The 17,630-nt window shown below is 39.5% G+C and carries 16 protein-coding genes; 2 read left to right on the top strand and 14 right to left on the bottom strand.

Translation table 11 applies throughout. The annotated features are described in order from the left end of the window. Window positions 1-16: 16 nt before the first annotated feature. The 14 genes from VF726_RS06335 to VF726_RS06270 all read right to left on the bottom strand — a co-directional run bounded on the left by VF726_RS06335 (window position 17) and on the right by VF726_RS06270 (window position 15,613). On the bottom strand, window positions 17-742 hold the full coding sequence (locus tag VF726_RS06335; RefSeq protein WP_440166779.1) for a GntR family transcriptional regulator: 726 nt from the start codon (window positions 740-742) through the stop codon (window positions 17-19). Beyond that, window positions 742-1,758 carry a sugar kinase gene (locus tag VF726_RS06330; RefSeq protein ID WP_440166777.1) on the bottom strand — a complete coding sequence of 339 codons (1,017 nt, stop codon included), beginning with the start codon at window positions 1,756-1,758 and terminating at the stop codon, window positions 742-744. Before VF726_RS06330 ends, VF726_RS06335 begins: the two co-directional genes overlap by 1 nt. Continuing rightward, window positions 1,751-2,506, bottom strand: coding sequence for a 2-dehydro-3-deoxy-phosphogluconate aldolase (gene dagF, locus VF726_RS06325; RefSeq protein WP_088084464.1), 756 nt, complete (start codon window positions 2,504-2,506; stop codon window positions 1,751-1,753). The genes VF726_RS06330 and dagF overlap by 8 nt, the downstream gene beginning before the upstream one ends. A 1-nt stretch (window position 2,507) precedes the next feature. Further along, entirely contained in the window at window positions 2,508-3,611 is a 1,104-nt protein-coding gene (locus VF726_RS06320; RefSeq protein WP_440166775.1) for a DgaE family pyridoxal phosphate-dependent ammonia lyase, read from the bottom strand. Beyond that, a complete protein-coding gene (locus tag VF726_RS06315) occupies window positions 3,589-4,689 on the bottom strand; it encodes an amidohydrolase/deacetylase family metallohydrolase (RefSeq protein WP_440166773.1) in 1,101 nt (366 codons plus the stop codon). Before VF726_RS06315 ends, VF726_RS06320 begins: the two co-directional genes overlap by 23 nt. Before the next feature lie 173 nt (window positions 4,690-4,862). Continuing rightward, complete coding sequence (locus VF726_RS06310; protein ID WP_440166771.1) at window positions 4,863-5,723, bottom strand: M15 family metallopeptidase; 861 nt, start codon at window positions 5,721-5,723, stop codon at window positions 4,863-4,865. A gap of 82 nt (window positions 5,724-5,805) precedes the next feature. Further along, on the bottom strand, window positions 5,806-6,918 hold the full coding sequence (locus tag VF726_RS06305; protein WP_440166769.1) for an ATP-binding protein: 1,113 nt from the start codon (window positions 6,916-6,918) through the stop codon (window positions 5,806-5,808). After that, the gene (locus VF726_RS06300) at window positions 6,911-7,609 is read right to left on the bottom strand and encodes a response regulator transcription factor (RefSeq protein WP_440166767.1); all 699 of its coding nucleotides are present in this window, start codon (window positions 7,607-7,609) and stop codon (window positions 6,911-6,913) included. Before VF726_RS06300 ends, VF726_RS06305 begins: the two co-directional genes overlap by 8 nt. A 256-nt stretch (window positions 7,610-7,865) precedes the next feature. Then, entirely contained in the window at window positions 7,866-8,972 is a 1,107-nt protein-coding gene (menC, locus tag VF726_RS06295; protein WP_440166765.1) for an o-succinylbenzoate synthase, read from the bottom strand. Beyond that, on the bottom strand, window positions 8,973-10,418 hold the full coding sequence (locus VF726_RS06290; RefSeq protein WP_440166763.1) for an o-succinylbenzoate--CoA ligase: 1,446 nt from the start codon (window positions 10,416-10,418) through the stop codon (window positions 8,973-8,975). It abuts the gene before it with no gap. A 352-nt stretch (window positions 10,419-10,770) separates the two neighbouring features. Further along, window positions 10,771-11,589, bottom strand: a complete 819-nt coding sequence (menB, locus tag VF726_RS06285; RefSeq protein ID WP_000963873.1) for a 1,4-dihydroxy-2-naphthoyl-CoA synthase — start codon at window positions 11,587-11,589, stop codon at window positions 10,771-10,773. Between the two features lie 69 nt (window positions 11,590-11,658). After that, window positions 11,659-12,471 (bottom strand): 2-succinyl-6-hydroxy-2,4-cyclohexadiene-1-carboxylate synthase, encoded by an 813-nt coding sequence (gene menH, locus VF726_RS06280; protein ID WP_440166761.1) that lies wholly within the window; start codon window positions 12,469-12,471, stop codon window positions 11,659-11,661. Further along, window positions 12,468-14,222 carry a 2-succinyl-5-enolpyruvyl-6-hydroxy-3-cyclohexene-1-carboxylic-acid synthase gene (gene menD, locus VF726_RS06275; protein WP_440166759.1) on the bottom strand — a complete coding sequence of 585 codons (1,755 nt, stop codon included), beginning with the start codon at window positions 14,220-14,222 and terminating at the stop codon, window positions 12,468-12,470. The genes menH and menD overlap by 4 nt, the downstream gene beginning before the upstream one ends. Further along, a complete protein-coding gene (locus VF726_RS06270) occupies window positions 14,219-15,613 on the bottom strand; it encodes an isochorismate synthase (protein WP_440166757.1) in 1,395 nt (464 codons plus the stop codon). The genes menD and VF726_RS06270 overlap by 4 nt, the downstream gene beginning before the upstream one ends. Before the next feature lie 194 nt (window positions 15,614-15,807). On the opposite strand from VF726_RS06270, the gene VF726_RS06265 reads away from it, so the two are divergent. Further along, entirely contained in the window at window positions 15,808-16,761 is a 954-nt protein-coding gene (locus VF726_RS06265; RefSeq protein ID WP_440166755.1) for a 1,4-dihydroxy-2-naphthoate polyprenyltransferase, read from the top strand. A 109-nt stretch (window positions 16,762-16,870) separates the two neighbouring features. Then, entirely contained in the window at window positions 16,871-17,602 is a 732-nt protein-coding gene (locus VF726_RS06260) for a yteA family sporulation protein (protein ID WP_440166753.1), read from the top strand. Window positions 17,603-17,630 lie beyond the last annotated feature (28 nt).

Here is a 17,630-nt window from a genome sequence, read left to right as displayed (position 1 = left end):
GCGAATACCCTCTTTTTTATACGTCATAATTTACTACATAATGCTGCATTTCTGTATTGTAGTAGCCTTCGCTATATTCAATTACTTCGCCAACTTCATCGTAAGAATAGCGCATACGTTTTAATAACGCTGTCCCTTCTTTTTCACCTAACGATTCTGCAACGAAACTAGGCGCAAGTCCAACTGCGAATTCATCTCTGAAGTTTTCTAAATGTATACCTCGGTCTTCCACTAAATCATAAAGCGATTGCAAGTCAAAGTCCGATAAATCTGTACTTGCCATGTGTGCTGAGAAATAGTGCGTATAATGAATGTACGGTGCATCATTTAACGTATATAAACGTTCAATGCGAAAACTCTCCTTACCGAATAATTGAAATGGCACTGTTCCTTCTTCATTCTTAACGATTTCTGCTTTTAGCAATTTCTTCTGTACTTTATATCCTTCTTCCACTAACACTTCAGTAAATTTCTTACCCTTTGACAGTTTTGTCGCAGAAGTGTTACGGATGACTTTCGTTCCTTTACCGCTTTTCTTTTCTAAATACCCTTCTTGAGCGAGTTCTTTAATCGCATTTCGTACTGTAATTTTACTCACTTTGAACTCTTCTTCTAACTGCGGTTCGGAAGGAATATTCGTATGAATCGCATATACACCATGCAATATTCGATCACGAATAATGTTTTTTATTTGTAAATATAATGGTCCTTTTTTCCTCGTTACGTTCACCGTTACACCCACTACCTTTCTACATCACCTACTGATGCCGTCATTGCCCGAAGTATATCCTTCTCTGATGACATTGGCGTATCACCGACGATTGTATGTGCAAGCATTCCAGCTGCTGACGCAAATGAAACAGCTTTCTCTGGTGCAAACTCTTCTATCTCGCCATGAATAATCCCGCTCGTATAAGCATCTCCAGCACCTATTCTATCATATACAGAAAACGTAAGTGTTTTTGCAAAAGTGAACGTACCATCTTTACATATAAATCCGCGCAGCGAGTGTGTATTATCGCTATTAATAGAGCGATGTGTACCAGCAATTGTAGTGATATGATATGTTTCAGCTACTTGTGGAATAAGATCAACAAGTTGAGCTTCTCGCTCTGTCTCTTCTGTTTTCATTCCAAGAACGAACATTGCATCTTTTTCATTCATCATTACAATATCAGCTAGCCCTAACATTTCTTCATAATGCGGTTTCGCCTGTTCATATCCATCTTCTCCCCAAAGCGATGGACGATAATTGCAATCAAAAACGACAGTGCCTCCGTTTTCTTTAACTGCTTTCGCTAAAGATTTCATATGATGGCGCACCGTGTCATTCATCGCAAGTGTAATTCCGCAAAAATGAATGATATCAATTTCCTTTGCGATTTCTTCAAATTGATACATTTCTTCACATGCCGTATTGAAGCTACTTTCTAATCGATTCGAATATGTAACGCGGCTTGCACGTGCACCAAATCCATTTTCTAAAAAGTACATGCCGACATATTTACCGCCTCTTGAAACAAGAGAGGTTTGCACACCCAACTTTTGAATGTACGATAATGCCGCATCTCCAACCGAATTTTCCGGTAAAGTTGAAATAAGAAGCCCTTCATGCCCTAGATGAGAAAGCGCGGCTGCAACATTCACACCTGTACCAGAAAAGGAATAATTTAATGTGTTAGCTTGCGATAACAATTCATATCCCGGTACTTGCAGGCGCATCATTACTTCGCCAAATGCTGCAATTTTCTTACGCATATTGATCAACTAACTTCTTCACTACTGCTAGTAATTCACGGACATCTTCTGTTTTTGTATTGCCAGTTTCTTTATCAATAATAGAAGAGTACACGTGCGGGATAACTTGCTCTACGTTTGCTTCAAGCGCAATACGTACAATTGTTTCGAAGTTTTCTTTATCAATTCCGCCTGTTGGCTCTAATGCAAATCCTTCTTCTGCACAAGCTTTCGCAACTGCACGATATTCTTCTTCATGAGCTAGGCCCTTCATTGGGAAGTATTTCAATGAATTTCCGCCCATATCACGTACAAGTGCGATTGCTGTTTTAATTGGAACGATTGCTTTTTCTTCTCCAGCTGCACTAATTGGACCAGTAGAAATGTTTACGTACCCTACTTTTCCTGTTGGCGATACTAAACTATTAATCCAACTATCTTTCCCATCAAGATTTGCACGCGTTGCTCCAACTGAAGGGAATACTTGGTTAATATGACTACCAGGGTAATGCTTCGCAATTTCAGCTACAACTGCCGCTTGGCGATTATCTCCTGCTCCTAGTCCGATTGATACAGCATCATCAATTTCTTTTCCGTATGCTTTCATCGCTGTCACTGCTTCTTCCACTGTTGGGTAGTCTTTTGATAACACTCCCACTACTACATACCCTTCTGCTGCTTCAAAAATATCTTTCGCATTTTGGATATTGTTCGCTAATACATTTAATGCTACGCGGCCTTTATAAAAACGTTTTTGAATGTTTGTCATTTTAGTTTCCCCCTACAATTTCTCTCATTTTTTCTTCAATTACATGTATGTCATCACCTTGAAGTGGACGTGGATCAATATCAAAGAATCCTTGTCTTACGCCGTAATCACGTGTGTAAATTGCGATTTCCCCTTCGCGTAATGCATTTACAACGTCTTTTGCTGATTTATTTAACTCTTTTTCGTTAATATGAATACGTGCTCTAAAGATTGCTCTTCCCGCTTCATCTTGAACGATTGTTACATTTACACCGTTTAATTCTTTTAGTGGCATAAGTACTTGTAACAACTCTTTTTCTTGCTCGCTCTTATCTTCTTTTACTCCGTACTCATCAAGCGCTTGAAGTAAGCCGAAAGTCGTCTCTTTCCCAACTTTCATACTTCTTCCGATGCAATGTAATTGTACTTTCAGCCACTCGATGTATTTTCGTTTCCCGCCGACAATACCAGAAGTAGGTCCTTCAATTGCCTTTGAACCGCTATAAATCGCAAGATCTGAATACTTCACATATTTTTGAATATCTTCTTCAGCTGCCGCATCGACGATAAGTGGTACATTATTTCGCTGCGCGACTTCCCATGCTTCTTCAACAGAAATCATATTTTTTTGCACGGCATGATGGGATTTCACATACAGAATCGCTGCTGTATTTTCACCAATCGCATCTTCAATATGCTCTGCTTTTCCTTCATTTGCATAACCAACTTCTACAAGTTTTCCTCCGCCTAAGTAAATCATCGTTTCAACAGGAGCACCGTACTGAACGTTATGACCTTTTAACATGATCACTTCATTTTTCGCGATGACCTCTTGATGAAGTCTTTCACTTTTACGTCGATTTCCTTCTGTAACGATACCAGCGATAGAAAGTGCAATTCCGCTCGATGCTGAATTCACAACGACCGCTGCCTCTGAATCTAGAATTCTCGCAATATGGTCTCCTGCTTTATCTACTAAATCAGCAATTTCCACATAATTTTGTCCGCCATGTTTCATCGCATCCATAACTGTATCTGTAGGAGCGGATACACCTAAAATACTCATTCTACCGCTCGCATTAATCACTCTTTTTAATCCGTACTTAGCATTCAATGAATGACCCATTGATTACAACCCCTTTCGTATCAATTCTTCTTTCAGCAATGCGCTGATCCCCTTCTGAATCAATTAACGTAACCTTCTCATCTTTCACCGTAAATAAAGTCAAGTTTGCAATATCGCCTTCTTGAATACGGCCAAGCTCTGGTTTCTTCAGCCACTCTGCCGCATTTTTCGTAACCGCATTAATTACTTCTTCTAGCGGATACCCTAAGTAAAGGAATTTCGAAAGAACGTGAGCCATACTATATACTGGACCGTGTATACGATTCTTTCGGTAAATATCTGTACTAATTGTATGAAAGGCAATACCGTGACGCTTCGCCGCCTCTGCTACTTTAAAAGAAAAACTAGCATTACCGTGACCAACATCTAAATGTACGCCGTGATTCACTGCATCTAGTAACACAGGTAGCGGTTTGCCTTCTTCATCAAATAAATTATTTTCTTTCCCGTTTAAATAATGTGTAATAACATCATCTTTTTCTAAAAGAGGTACAACTTCCTCAATGCGAGGAGGTGCTGAACCGATATGTACCATAATCGGTAATGATGTTTCACGGGATAAAGAGCGCGCTACATGCAGCGGTTCAATTCCACTATCACAAACGACACTTTTACTCATTCTCGCCTTTAACCCGACGATTACATCTTTATACTTTTCTACTGCTTCTATTACTTTCTCTTTATCTATCCATTCCATATTGGATAGTTCATCAATTCGTTTCAAACCGATGCGAGAAATATTTAAAAAGGCAAATAAATTCGTTTTCGCCTGCTCTCTACTTTTTACTAAATCTGCAATGCGATCAGCTCCGCAGCTACCTGCATCAACAATTGTCGTTACCCCTTGCTTAACGCCAATTTCATCCACCTCATCGCCATACGGATCAAACTCTGGAAAAGCATGAACGTGTAAATCAATCCAGCCACTCGATACGTAAGTACCTGAGTAATCAAGAACCTTTCCACCCTCACCAGCACCAGCTTTTGCCACCTGTGCGATTTTATTATTTTCAATTACAATGTCAATCTCTTCCCCGTTCACACGTTTCACATTACGTAGTACGAATCGTTCTGTCATTGTACTTCCACCCTTTTCTATAAGAAGCCATAAGAATACGCTTACATTAAAGTTTCATTTTATATCTCTTTCACACGTTTAGCGTAACACAAAAAAAGGGAGAAGTAAATATAACGTTATAATGTTTAGAAGTAAATAAAAAGATGCTGCTCCAAACGGAACAACCTCTTTTTCTATTCCTGAACCGTCACAATAACCCCGTCCATATTATTCCCCGAAATTTCATACTGCTTATTCGCCGGAACATTCACTGTCCTGTTCCCAGACACTTTATAATAAGAAACCGTATATTTCTTACCTTCCACATCGGTTGTGATTTCTTTTTTCTCTTTTAAGAAGTGTAAGTATTCTTCTAATGTAATTTTCTTTTTTTGCATAATTGCGCTATGAGGTAGACCTACATAACGGATGTGCCACGGCTCATATTGAATGCCTGTAATGTTACTTTTATTTTTCGGGTAGCGTAACACAAATCCGTGCTTCCATACGTTCTCTTCAATCCATTTTCCTTCAGGCGCTTTCTCCATTTTCTTTTGCGTTGATCCAACGTCCAGTGATAACCCTAAATTATGCTCACTGTATCCTGCTGGAAGTGCATAATCAGATCCCATGTCTTTATATAATTTACTTTGCTCTTTAAAATCTCTATACCCGCTATTCATTAAGAAATGTTGTACGCCATCTTTTCCAGCCGCATCGACAACGTTCAAAAACTTTTTTACAACATCCTTTGATAAACGAAGATTTCTATCAAATATTACGTAACCTCTTACTAATTCACTACTGTGATTTACATTTATAATGTCAGACCTAATACTATCTTTTTTTACTGGGTAATCTTTGTTAACTAATAATAGATCCCCTTTATAAATTTGTTCTTTTGTAACCTCTACCTTTTCCATATTTGCATTCTTTACTGCACTATTTTCCCCACCGATTTTCACATCAATTTCTTTTTGAAATAACGGTGATATATAAACGCCTACACAGATTGTGCATGCAATAAAAAAAGAAATAAATACCCACTTTTTCATTTCTAGTTCCTCCTTAACGTAACTTACGTATAGAATAGAAAAAACTATTAAAATAAAAAGTGGGGTAAAGTTTAAATTTTTATTAAATTGCTTCGCTCTCTTCTTTTGGCAACCTTACTTCAAATATCGTTCTAATCACATTACTTTCAGCAGAAATCGTCCCATCATGCTGTTCAACAATATTTTTCGCAATAAATAGCCCAAGGCCTGTCCCACCTTGCTGCTCTGATCTTGCCTTATCACCTGTATAAAACATATCAAAAAGATACGGTAAATCCTCTTCTGGAATACTATCTCCGTAATTAATAATTTGTACGATTACCTCTTCATCCTCAATATATCCGTTCACATCAACAAACTTTCCATCATATCCGTAACGAATCGCATTCGTTAAAAGATTTTCAAATACCCTCGCTAATAATTTCCCGTCACCGTTAATAGGTAAATGCGGCGTGATATGCAATCTCGCTTCTAAACCCTTTTTTTCTAATATCGGATATAATTCTTCATCCAACTGAATAAGCAATTCACCTATATCAATTGGTCTTTTTTCTAGCTGCAACATCCCATAATTCATTCTTGTGATTTCAAATAATTCATCAATTAAACTTTCCAGCCTTTCGGATTTCGTAAAAGCAATTGTGGAAAAATGTTTAATTTGTTCTTTCGTCAAATTCTCATCTTTAAGAATTAAATCTAAATAACCTAAAACAGATGTTAACGGCGTTCTTAAATCATGAGCTAAGTTAACAATGAGCTGGTCTTTACTACTTTCCGCAAAGTCTCCTCGTTCAACCGCTTCCTTTAATTTTTCACTCGCTACATTGATTTCACGTGCGATATATCCAAACTCATCATTTGATGAGACTTGAACTTGTTTTGTAAAATCTCCGTTCGCAAGATGATGAATCCCGCTTGAAATCTCATTAAAATATTTTAAATACGGTTTTGTAAGAAAGAAGAAAAACATAATGGATAGAGGAATAAATATAAAGATAATGATAAAGAATTCAATATCACCAATCTGCCTTATAAAGAAACGCACTTGAGCTAAAGGGTCTTCATAACGAACTGCCAATTTATAATATAGCTTTAACCCTTTATACATTAAATACGTTACGCCAGCAGCTAATATCATACTTAACGCAAATAGCATAACCATCTTCGAGCGAAAACTTCTCATTTGTTTAGCCATTGAAAGTATAACCTACTCCCCACACTGTTTTTATTAACTTATTCTTTCTTTTATCTTCCCCAAGTTTTTTCCGCAATGTACGAATATGTACCATAACTGTATTTCCGCCTTCAAAATAATCATCTGCCCATACTTGCTGAAAAATATTTTCTACATTGTACACTTTCTTCGGGTGACTCGCTAATAAATATAAAATATCAAACTCTTTCGGTGTTAATTCAACTTGTTCTCCATACACATTTACTGTTCTTCGCTCAGGATCAATAACGACTCCGCCTACCTCTAAAGCAGATTTACTCTCCGCTACTTTCGGCTGATTTAACGTAAGAAATCGGCGTAATTGTGCATTTACTCGCGCAACTAATTCAATCGGTGTGAACGGCTTGGTCATATAATCATCTGCACCTAATACAAGACCTGTCACCTTATCAAAATCAGACGTTTTTGCGCTTAAGAAAATGATTGGCATATGATGCTTCGCGCGAATTTGGCGCGTCACTTCATAACCATCCATTTTCGGCATCATAATATCTAAAACCACTAAGTCGATTGGCTGCGTTTCAATAACATGAATTGCCTCTTCCCCGTTCGCTGCCTTCACGACGTGGTACCCTTCTTTTTCTAAATGTATCTCAATTAAATCAGCAATTTCTGCCTCATCATCCGCTATTAAAATTGAAATGCGCTTCATTTTACTCCCCCTTATATACGCTCGATTGTAAACTAGTCTATCCAATTTGTACAATACGAAAAGGTTACTCGCGGGAGTAACCTAAGTAAATGAAATTTATATCAGCGATTTTCGAAATATATCGATCACAACTTGAATTATATCAGCGATTTTTCAATTATATCGACCGTAACTCGAATTATATCAGCGATTATTGAAATATATCGACTTACCGACAATTAACGACAAAATCCGCCCGCTATTTGAAAAACTCAACTTACCGCTCCAAAACAATCCGCTGCTTCGTGATTTCCGCCAGTCTTCCGCGATCTACCTCATACTCAGCATCAACACTTTGCGGTACAATCACTTTTCCGCCCTCAAGCGCCACTTCCGGCGAAATAATATCCCTCTCCCAGTGCCTACTAGAAGCAGATATATCGCCTGGAATTGTAAAGTTCGGCAATGAAGCAAGCGCAACATTTTGTGCTCGTGAAATCCCCATCTCCACCATACCGCCGCACCAAACGGGTATGGTGTGCTCCATACAATAATCATGGATTTGAATCGACTCCGTTAATCCGCCCACTCGCCCTGGTTTAATGTTAACGATGCGGCAACTGCCAAGCGTAATCGCAACGCGCGCGTCTTCTAAACTATGGATGCTTTCATCTAAACAAATGGGCGTTTCAATTTTCTTTTGCAGCTGTGCATGATCAAGAAAATCGTAGTCCGCTAGTGGTTGTTCAATCATCATCAATTGAAATTCATCTAATCGTTTCAATTTCTCTGTATCCGCTAACGTATACGCTGAGTTTGCATCAGCCATTAACGGTATACCTGGGAACTCTTTACGAATCTCTTTCAATAATTCGTAATCATGCTCTGGCTTTATTTTCACTTTAAAGCGCTCGTATCCTTCTTCTGCGTACTTCTCGATTTGTTTTAACATAAACGGAATTGTATTGATACCAATTACAACACCGACCTCAATTTCAGGTCTAGTCCCGCCAAGTAACGTTGCTAGCGATTTCTGTTCACGCTTCGCATATAAATCCCAAACAGCACCTTCTATTCCCGCCTTTGCCATTCTGTTTCTCTTTATATGTTGGAACAAAACAGGTACTTCATTCGGATGAGAAATCTCCGCCTTTAATAAATCAGGTAATAAAAAATCTTGAAGTACATGTAGCGCTGTCTTCACTGTTTCTTCCGTATACCACGGTTCAGAGAACGCAACGACTTCGCCAAATCCAATGTATCCGTCCGTATCTTCTAATTCAATGACGATACTCTCACGCTTCTCATAAGTTCCGTAGCTTGCAGCAAACGGGATTACAAGTGGCATTTCCGTTATATAAAGTTTCGCTTTTTTTATCTCCACCTACATCTCCTCCACTAATTGTCTTAGCTCTCGTCTTAACAATTTTTTCGAAGCGTTTCGTGGTAATTCCTCTAAGAAACACGCTTTTTTCGGCACTTTATATTTCGCTAATTTCTCCGCGCAAAAATGAAGAATTTCTTCTTCTGTTACTTCACCACTTTTTACAACAAAAGCAGCGGGTACTTCGCCCCATTTATCATCAGTCATGCCGACAACACCAGCTTCCGCTACCATCGGATGAGAAAGCAACACTTCTTCAATTTGAGCCGGATATATGTTCTCTCCGCCAGAAATGATTAAATCACTGCGTCGATCTAATACGTATAAAAATCCTTCTTCGTCTAAATAACCGAGGTCACCAGTATGAAGCCATCCGTTTTGAATTGTTTTGCGCGTCGCGTCTTCACGGTTAAAATAACCATCTGTTACGTTCGGTCCTTTTACTACGATCTCGCCTTCTACTAACGGCGGTACTACTACGCCATCTTTTTCAATACGAAGTCGGCACTGAAATAGTGGTTTCCCGGCTGATCCTACTTTCGTTAACATGTAATCTGCGGATAACGTACAAATTTGCGACGACGTTTCTGTCATACCGTACGTTTGATACACAGGAATTCCTTTATCTACACATGTTTCGAGTAACGGTTTTGGCGCTGGTCCTCCGCCAAGTAACATGCATCGTAAAGAAGATGGATATGTCTCTTCTCCAAGTCTCTCTAATAAATCAGTTAACATTTTAGAAACGACAGAAATAATCGTAACACCTCTCGTCTGAAGTGCTTTATGAATAAAATCAGCATCATATTTCGGAACGAGTAAAATGCGCATACCATACATAATATTTTTCATTAAAAGAGATAATCCGCCAACGTGGAACATTGGCATACAAGCTAACCAGCAATCATCATCACGAAATCCTAAGTTAAGCGAAGAACCAACTGCACTTGCCCAATGATTACCATACGTTAAAATAACGCCTTTCGGTTTCCCTGTCGTCCCTGACGTATAAATAATTGTCATCGCTTCTTCTAAAGAGAACTCTTCTTGTATAGATGCTTCCGCCTTCGGACCATTCATCACTTCGGCGAACGAATAGACAGGAACATTTTTAGCCTCAAAATCTTGATCCGTTACTAAACAAATAACTTCAGCATCACCCATTTGCCAAAGTAGCTCTTCTCTTGAAAGACGCGTATTTAAAAGTACAGCTACTGCCCCTACGTAAGATAGGGCGTGAATTACTGTAATCATCTCCATACCATTTTTCATCAGAACAGCCACCTTTTGCCCACGCTTCACTCCTACATGCGTGAGGTGTTCACAAACAGATACTACTTTTTCATGCAGCTGCACGAAAGTAACTTTCTCTTCCTCTATTTCAATTGCAGTGCGATCTGGTGTTAAAAATGCACGTTGCTTTAACCAATTTGGCATCGTCTCCATCATCCATTCTCCTTTCATGAAAGAAAGAGACTTGATATGACATCAAGTCTCTTAGTTGTTTTGTTTCCATCTCACACTCTAAACGAGCCGCTTCCGCTTTTGGTCACGTCCAGCTACAGCAGCTAGAATTTTCGGTGGCTTCACTTCTTCCTACGAGGCAAAAAGCGCCTCTACGTCAGAAGCTCCATCCCCCTCACATTCTGAACGAGCTGCTTTCGCTTTTGGTTTCATCCAGCTACAGCGGCTAGAACAGTCGGTCGTTTCACGCCTTCCTACGAGGCAAAAAGCGCCTCTACGTCAGGAGTTCCAACGCCCTCTTGTTCTAAGCAAGCCGCTTCCGCTTTTGGTTTGATCACGGGAAACGAGGGAATTGACCGAAGTCCGGACTGCGTTTTTCTTTGAACGCGTCACGACCTTCTTTTGCTTCGTCAGTTGTGTAGTACAATAACGTCGCATCTCCAGCTAGTTGTTGAATACCAGCTAGACCGTCTGTGTCTGCGTTGAATGCAGCTTTTAGGAAACGAAGTGCCATTGGGCTGTTTGCTAAAATTTCTTGTGCCCATTGTACTGTTTCTGCTTCAAGCTCTTCTAATGGTACTACTGTATTTACTAAGCCCATATCAAGCGCTTCTTGTGCGTTGTATTGACGGCATAGGTACCAAATTTCGCGAGCTTTCTTGTGGCCTACCATACGAGCTAAGTAACCAGCTCCGTATCCACCGTCAAAGCTTCCTACTTTAGGACCTGTTTGTCCGAATACAGCGTTGTCTGCAGCGATTGTTAAGTCACATACGATATGAAGTACGTGTCCTCCACCAATTGCATAACCTGCTACCATTGCGATAACTGGTTTAGGAATTGCGCGAATTAGACGTTGTAAGTCTAATACGTTTAGACGTGGGATTTGGTCGTCACCTACATATCCACCATGACCGCGAACTTTTTGGTCGCCGCCAGAACAGAATGCACGTCCACCTTCACCTGTTAAAATGATAACGCCAACATTTGCATCATCACGAGCGTGTGCAAATGCATCGATTAACTCCATTACCGTTTTAGGACGGAATGCGTTATGTACTTCAGGGCGGTTAATCGAAATCTTTGCGATACCATTGTATGTTGAATAAATAATATCTTCGTAATTGCCTTCTTTTACCCATTCAATAGCCATTACAACTACCTCCTTGTATATTTCTGATCTCCTCTATAAGTGCGTCTTCCTTCTTAGATGAAAAAAGCATCACTGCATAGTTTTTAGAAATCCCTTTACTATTGTATCAAACTTTTCCGGTTGTTCCACATGAATTGCATGGCCAGCACCATCAATTTTGACAACTTTCGCATCAGAGACGCATTTTTCGATGTTTTTTAATATGCGAAAGAACTTTTCATCATGCTCCCCATTCAATAAAAGAACGGGCATTTTGAAACTTTCAAGCTCATTCCACCATGAAGGCTGAGCCCCTGTTCCCATGCCGCGCAAGCTATTTGCAAGTCCTTTTGGATCGTTAGCAAGTCGTTCTTTTCGCACTGCTTCTTGTACATTTTGTGCTAAACGTTTTTGCGTTTCAAACAGCGGAATATTTTCCCACATTGTTACAAAGCTTTCGATGCCTTCTCGCTCGATTTTATCGGCAAGTCGCTCATCTTTTTCACGGCGTTCTTCTCGCTCCTCTTCGCTTTCAAGACCAGCTGTACAATTTTCTAATATAAGAGAATGTACATATTTTGGATATAAGCAAGCCATCGTAATCGCCAGTCTACCACCCATTGAATAGCCGAGTATATGCGTTTTATCAATATGAAGGTAATCTAGTAGTTGTTTCATTTGCACTGCTACATTTCGAATATCATAATGATTCACATCTTCAGGACTTTCCGTTTTTCCGTGCCCAACAATGTCTACTAAAATGACTTGAAATTGCTCGCTCCAAGAAGGAACGAAAGAACGCCACGTTTCCATACTTCCCATAAAACCATGAAGAAGTAGAAGTGGTTCTCCGCTTCCAACTACTTCATATTCATACGATACACCTTGCAGTGTTACGTTCATTTTGCTTCACCTTGCAACGATGTAGTAATCACGTCCTGCGTCTTTGCCCATAATTTACGGTGCAACGTTAAGTTTTCATCACGGTTCGTACAAATTTCTACAACGTGTAAACCTTCCGCCCTTGTTCCTTTTTGTACCTCTTCTCGGAATTGCTCCCAACCATTTACACGGCTAAATGAACCGCCGTACATTTTGACAACATGCTCATAATCAAGACCAATTGGCGTTCCAAATAATGATTCGAAATGTTCCTTTTTCTCATATTGTGGTAAGAATGAGAAAATACCGCCACCGTCATTATTTACAACGACAATCGTTATATTTAATTCATGTAATTTTGCAGCTAATAACCCGTTTAAATCGTGATAAAATGATAAATCACCAATAACTAATACGAGCGGATCGCAAATAATACTTGCTCCTAAAGCTGTCGAAATTATGCCATCAATCCCATTTACACCGCGGTTTGCCATCACTTGAATATGTTTGTCCGATGTGAAGAAGAATGAATCTGTATCACGAATTGGCATACTATTACTCGCAAATAACGTTGCCCCTTCTGGTAATACCCGGACAATATCCGTAATAACTTTCCCTTCAAATGCAGTTTCATATGTTTCCATTTCACGAAGCGTTTCCTTCGTTTTTTCGTTTATATGTTGCCACATTTGGGACCAATCATTCTTTTTCATAACTGGCATTTTTTCTATTAATGCATTGCAAAATGCAATATCACTTGCCTGTACAACTTCTGTCGCAACGAGAGCTGGATCTCTCCATTGTCCAGATTCATCAACAACGATATGAACGGCTTTCGTTTGTTTTTTAATGAACTGTGTTAATGCTTTCGAAACAGGCATACCACCAAAGCGAATCATAACTTCTGGCTTCCACGTTTCCTTTAACAGTTCATTTCGTAAAAATGTGTCGTAACAGTCGATTACCATCGTTTTATCGTGATGTCCGCTACGAATGTTAGAAAGTGGATCTGCTAATATTGGATATCCCGTTTTTTCAGCTAGTTGCGTTGCAAACGCTGCGATTTCTGGATGACTATCATCTCCACAAATAATAAGCCCCTTTTCCATATGTGAAAGGCGCCCTACAAGAGAATCTACATATTCACTCGGCATCACCGCGTTCCCTTGCTGAACTACTCCTGTATATTCCCCGCGTCCTTTATCCCATAAACTTTCTAACGAAAAGTCTGGGATAAGCGGTTCACGAACTGGAAAATTAAGATGAACAGGTCCTTGCGGCGCTAAACAAGCATTTGCTATCGTGCGCTGCGTCGTCATGCGAGCGTAATGATACATCGCTTCACTCGCTTCTGGAAGTGCCATCTCTGTAAATTGCTTCACAAATGTACCGTATAAATTAATTTGATTCATCGCTTGTGGTGCACCGACATCTCTTAATTCATGCGGTCTATCTGCCGTTAATACGATAAGCGGCACGCGTGAATGAAAAGCTTCACATACAGCTGGATAGTAGTTCGCTGCTGCCGTTCCTGACGTACATAATAAGGCAACAGGACGTTTTTTCGCTTTTGCGATACCGAGCGCAAAAAATCCTGCTGATCTTTCATCTACATGTAAATATGTGTTCATTCCTTCATGTTGTTCCATTAGTAAAGCAATCGGCGTTGACCGTGAGCCTGGACTAATGACAACATCACATACATTTAGACGCGTCAGTTCATCCACGAACGCGCCTAAATAATATGATAATGCTTCTATATGATTGTTCATTTCATTAATTCCTCCAAAGCACCAAGCATCGGTCTAAACTTCAAACTTGTTTCTTCATATTCAAGTTGTGGTACTGAATCAATTACAATCCCGCAACCGGCAAATAAGGATGCTTTCTCGCCATTTAATAATCCGCAGCGAAGTGCAACCGCAAATTCACCATTTCCTTCATCATCTATCCAGCCAATCGGTGCACCATATAATCCTCTGTCTAACAATTCAACATCACGAATCAGTTTCATCGCTTCCAAACGAGGTGTCCCGCCAAGAGCTGGTGTTGGATGTAATTCTTCTACCATTGTTAAAAGACTCGCATCGCCTTTTGCCTCTACAGGCGTATATAAATGAATTAAATTTTTCGTTGTTAATAAGCCCGGACTTTCCGGAATATTAACAGATTCGCAGTGCTCATTTAATACCGATCTAATCATGTTCACAACATAACCGTGTTCAGCTAAATTCTTTTCATCATGAAGAAGCGCATTACTATTTCGCTTACTTTCTTCTATAGATTGACCATGACCAGTTGAACCAGCAAGACACATCGAAGTAAACTTCTCATCTTCTTTGCGAATTAATCTCTCTGGCGTCGCTCCTAAGAAGCATGCTCCTTTATAATCAAAAGAAAATACGTAACAATCTGGTTGCCCAATGCGAAGTGCTTCTAAAACAAGCGCAGAATCAATATGATGATCCATCTCTACTTTTAGTTCCCTCGCTAATACAACCTTCTGCACGTTCCCCTGCTTCATCTCATCTTGCACTTTCTCAATGGCCTTCATCCAGCCTTTCGGATCCACTTCTACTTTAGAAGTAACTGTTAATTTCGATCCTTCTAGTGCACATTTGCTCTCCTCAAAAATTTTCTCTTCTAAAGAAACAATTTCGTTATAAAGAGTTTCTGCACAATCTGTTGCTGAAACGAATGTATTCATTGTTAACCATGCTTTTTCATTTTTTACAGTTAATAAAAATGCCGGTAGTGAAAATGTCGTATCATCAAATTCTTTCCATAAATCTGTTTTCTCTTTTTGTTGGTCAAATGAAAATCCACCAAATAAAAGAGGACCTGTTCCAAATTCGTATCTTTCTCTTTGTACAAATGCTTCCTCTTTTACTTTATCCCACTCGTCACGAGCAGTTTGAAAGCGTTTGTGAGAAGCAGTTGCTATAGTGAAAACAGAGCCAATTCCAGCAAATATTACATGCTGAGCTGGGTCTGCAAAATAACATCTATTTTCGAATGCAATCCTTTTACCTGCTGCATAAAACAGAAGCGGATCCATCCAGTCTATTTGTTTCACGAAGCTCACCAATATTTTTTCATCAGTTGCACGCTTAATAGCTGCAGCAAGAACTTCTTGCAAGCCTATTTGTTTCGTTTGAATCACAATTGTCTCCCCCCTATGGGCGAAAAATAGTCATAATTACGCTTGATTTTAAGATACACCTCAAACGAAAGGCCTGTCAACGTTTAGCATTTCTGAGAAATTCACCTTCTCTTCCTAGAAAATAAACGTTGACACTAAATGATGCTTTTTCTACACTTAGTTGTGTACAATATGTGACCAAAGGAGGATTCAACATGGAAATGAACGTCGAAACGAATTCCTCTCCTACGGCGCCAAAGCCAAGTAAGCAAACAGGCTGGCGCATTTGGTGGAGTTTACTACGTCCCCATACATTAACAGCAGCTTTCGTTCCTGTTTTCATCGGAACAGCCTATGCAATGCAGGTCGGAGGTATAAATCAAATACATCTCCCTCTTTTCCTTATAATGCTTCTTGCTTGTCTTCTCATTCAGGCAGCAACAAACATGTTTAATGAATACTTTGATTATAAAAGAGGACTTGATCACGAAGGTTCAGTTGGTATCGGCGGTGCTATCGTTCGCGATGGCATTCAGCCAAAAACAGTGCTTAACTTAGCATTTGGATTTTTCGGCATCGCAATACTATTAGGTGTGTATATTTGTATGAATTCTAGCTGGTGGCTTGCTGCAATCGGTCTTGTTTGTATGGCCGTTGCTTACCTTTATACAGGCGGTCCACTTCCAATTGCATATACACCATTTGGAGAGTTAACAGCCGGATTATTTATGGGTGTCATTATTATCGGGATTTCATTCTTTATTCAAACTGGAACTGTAACATCAGAAGTTATTTTACTATCTATTCCAAGCTCCATTTTAATTGGTGCCATTTTACTAGCTAATAACATTCGTGACTTAGATGGCGATAAAGAAAACGGTCGTAAAACGTTAGCAATTCTCGTTGGACGCGAGCGAGCGGTTGGTGTACTTGCTTCTATGTTCATCGTTTCCTACATTTGGACAATTGCTTTAATTATCGTGGGCATCGTATCACCATGGATGCTTATCGTATTTTTAAGTGCACCGAAAGCATTTAAAGCGACGAAAGGCTTTATTGGCAAAAGCGTTCCAATGGAAATGGTACCTGCAATGATTGCCACAGCAAAAACAAATACAATTTTCGGTCTCCTCATGGGAATCGGATTATTACTTGGATATTTCCTTTAAAAGGAGCTGCTGACGCGGCTCCTTTTTCATATACCAATTTCAGCTCATAATTCCTACTCGCAACGTTCATACTATGTAAAGAAACTGAATTGTAGGAAGGTGGACGACTATGTTAACTCCACAACAAATAAATCAATTTAAATCTGTTTTAGAAAAACAAAAACAAGAACTAGAGCAAACGATACAAACACATGAAAATGAAGATCGTGCATCTGAACGTGATTCCGTTGGAGAATTATCTAGCTACGATAACCATCCAGCTGATATGGCAACAGAGCTATATGAACGCGAAAAAGACTTCGGACTTATTGAACTTTGGCATAAACAGCTAGAGGATACGAAACACGCCCTGCAAAAAATAGAAGCGGGTACGTACGGCATTTGCGAAGTGTCTGGCGAAGAAATTCCATTTGAAAGATTAGATGCAATGCCGACCGCTACAACATGCATCCAGCATACGACAAGTAAGTTAAATATGAATACGCGACCAGTTGAAGAAGAAGTGTTGTCTCCTTCTTTCCACAAACACGATGAAGATCATTCTGTTGAATACGATGCGGAAGATGCATGGCAAGATGTTGCCAATTACGGAACGTCTGAAACGCCGTCTGATTTAGAAAGACAAGATTCTAAAAACTATAATGGCATGTACGTAAATAGCGAGGAAAATGTAGGCTACGTAGAGGATTTTGAAAACTTTATCGGTACAGATATGTATGGGAAAAATCCGCAAGTTTTCGCTACAGAAGAGCATGAAGAATATGAACAAATGCTTGATGACTTTGAAGAGCGTACCTTTAAGGGCGAATTATCTTCAAATGAGTCGAGTTCCAAAGAATAAAAAAAAGCATTCCGAAAATCGGAATGCT

Origin of the sequence: Bacillus sp. Brlt_9, assembly GCF_051948935.1 — a bacterium.
GTDB lineage: Bacteria > Bacillota > Bacilli > Bacillales > Bacillaceae_G > Bacillus_A.
The sequence above is the reverse complement of the archived record's forward strand: the minus strand, read 5'-3'. Positions and strand labels throughout refer to the sequence as shown.

Bases quoted from the DNA above. Each gene is read 5' to 3' on its own strand.
- VF726_RS06330 (WP_440166777.1), bottom strand. From the start codon at position 1,758: ATGCGTAAGAAAATTGCAGCATTTGGCGAAGTAATGATGCGCCTGCAA.
- dagF (WP_088084464.1), bottom strand. From the start codon at position 2,506: ATGACAAACATTCAAAAACGTTTTTATAAAGGCCGCGTAGCATTAAAT.
- VF726_RS06320 (WP_440166775.1), bottom strand. From the start codon at position 3,611: ATGGGTCATTCATTGAATGCTAAGTACGGATTAAAAAGAGTGATTAAT.
- VF726_RS06315 (WP_440166773.1), bottom strand. From the start codon at position 4,689: ATGACAGAACGATTCGTACTACGTAATGTGAAACGTGTGAACGGGGAA.
- VF726_RS06310 (WP_440166771.1), bottom strand. From the start codon at position 5,723: ATGAAAAAGTGGGTATTTATTTCTTTTTTTATTGCATGCACAATCTGT.
- VF726_RS06305 (WP_440166769.1), bottom strand. From the start codon at position 6,918: ATGGCTAAACAAATGAGAAGTTTTCGCTCGAAGATGGTTATGCTATTT.
- VF726_RS06300 (WP_440166767.1), bottom strand. From the start codon at position 7,609: ATGAAGCGCATTTCAATTTTAATAGCGGATGATGAGGCAGAAATTGCT.
- VF726_RS06290 (WP_440166763.1), bottom strand. From the start codon at position 10,418: ATGGAGACGATGCCAAATTGGTTAAAGCAACGTGCATTTTTAACACCA.
- menB (WP_000963873.1), bottom strand. From the start codon at position 11,589: ATGGCTATTGAATGGGTAAAAGAAGGCAATTACGAAGATATTATTTAT.
- menH (WP_440166761.1), bottom strand. From the start codon at position 12,471: ATGAACGTAACACTGCAAGGTGTATCGTATGAATATGAAGTAGTTGGA.
- menD (WP_440166759.1), bottom strand. From the start codon at position 14,222: ATGAACAATCATATAGAAGCATTATCATATTATTTAGGCGCGTTCGTG.
- VF726_RS06265 (WP_440166755.1), top strand. From the start codon at position 15,808: ATGGAAATGAACGTCGAAACGAATTCCTCTCCTACGGCGCCAAAGCCA.
- VF726_RS06260 (WP_440166753.1), top strand. From the start codon at position 16,871: ATGTTAACTCCACAACAAATAAATCAATTTAAATCTGTTTTAGAAAAA.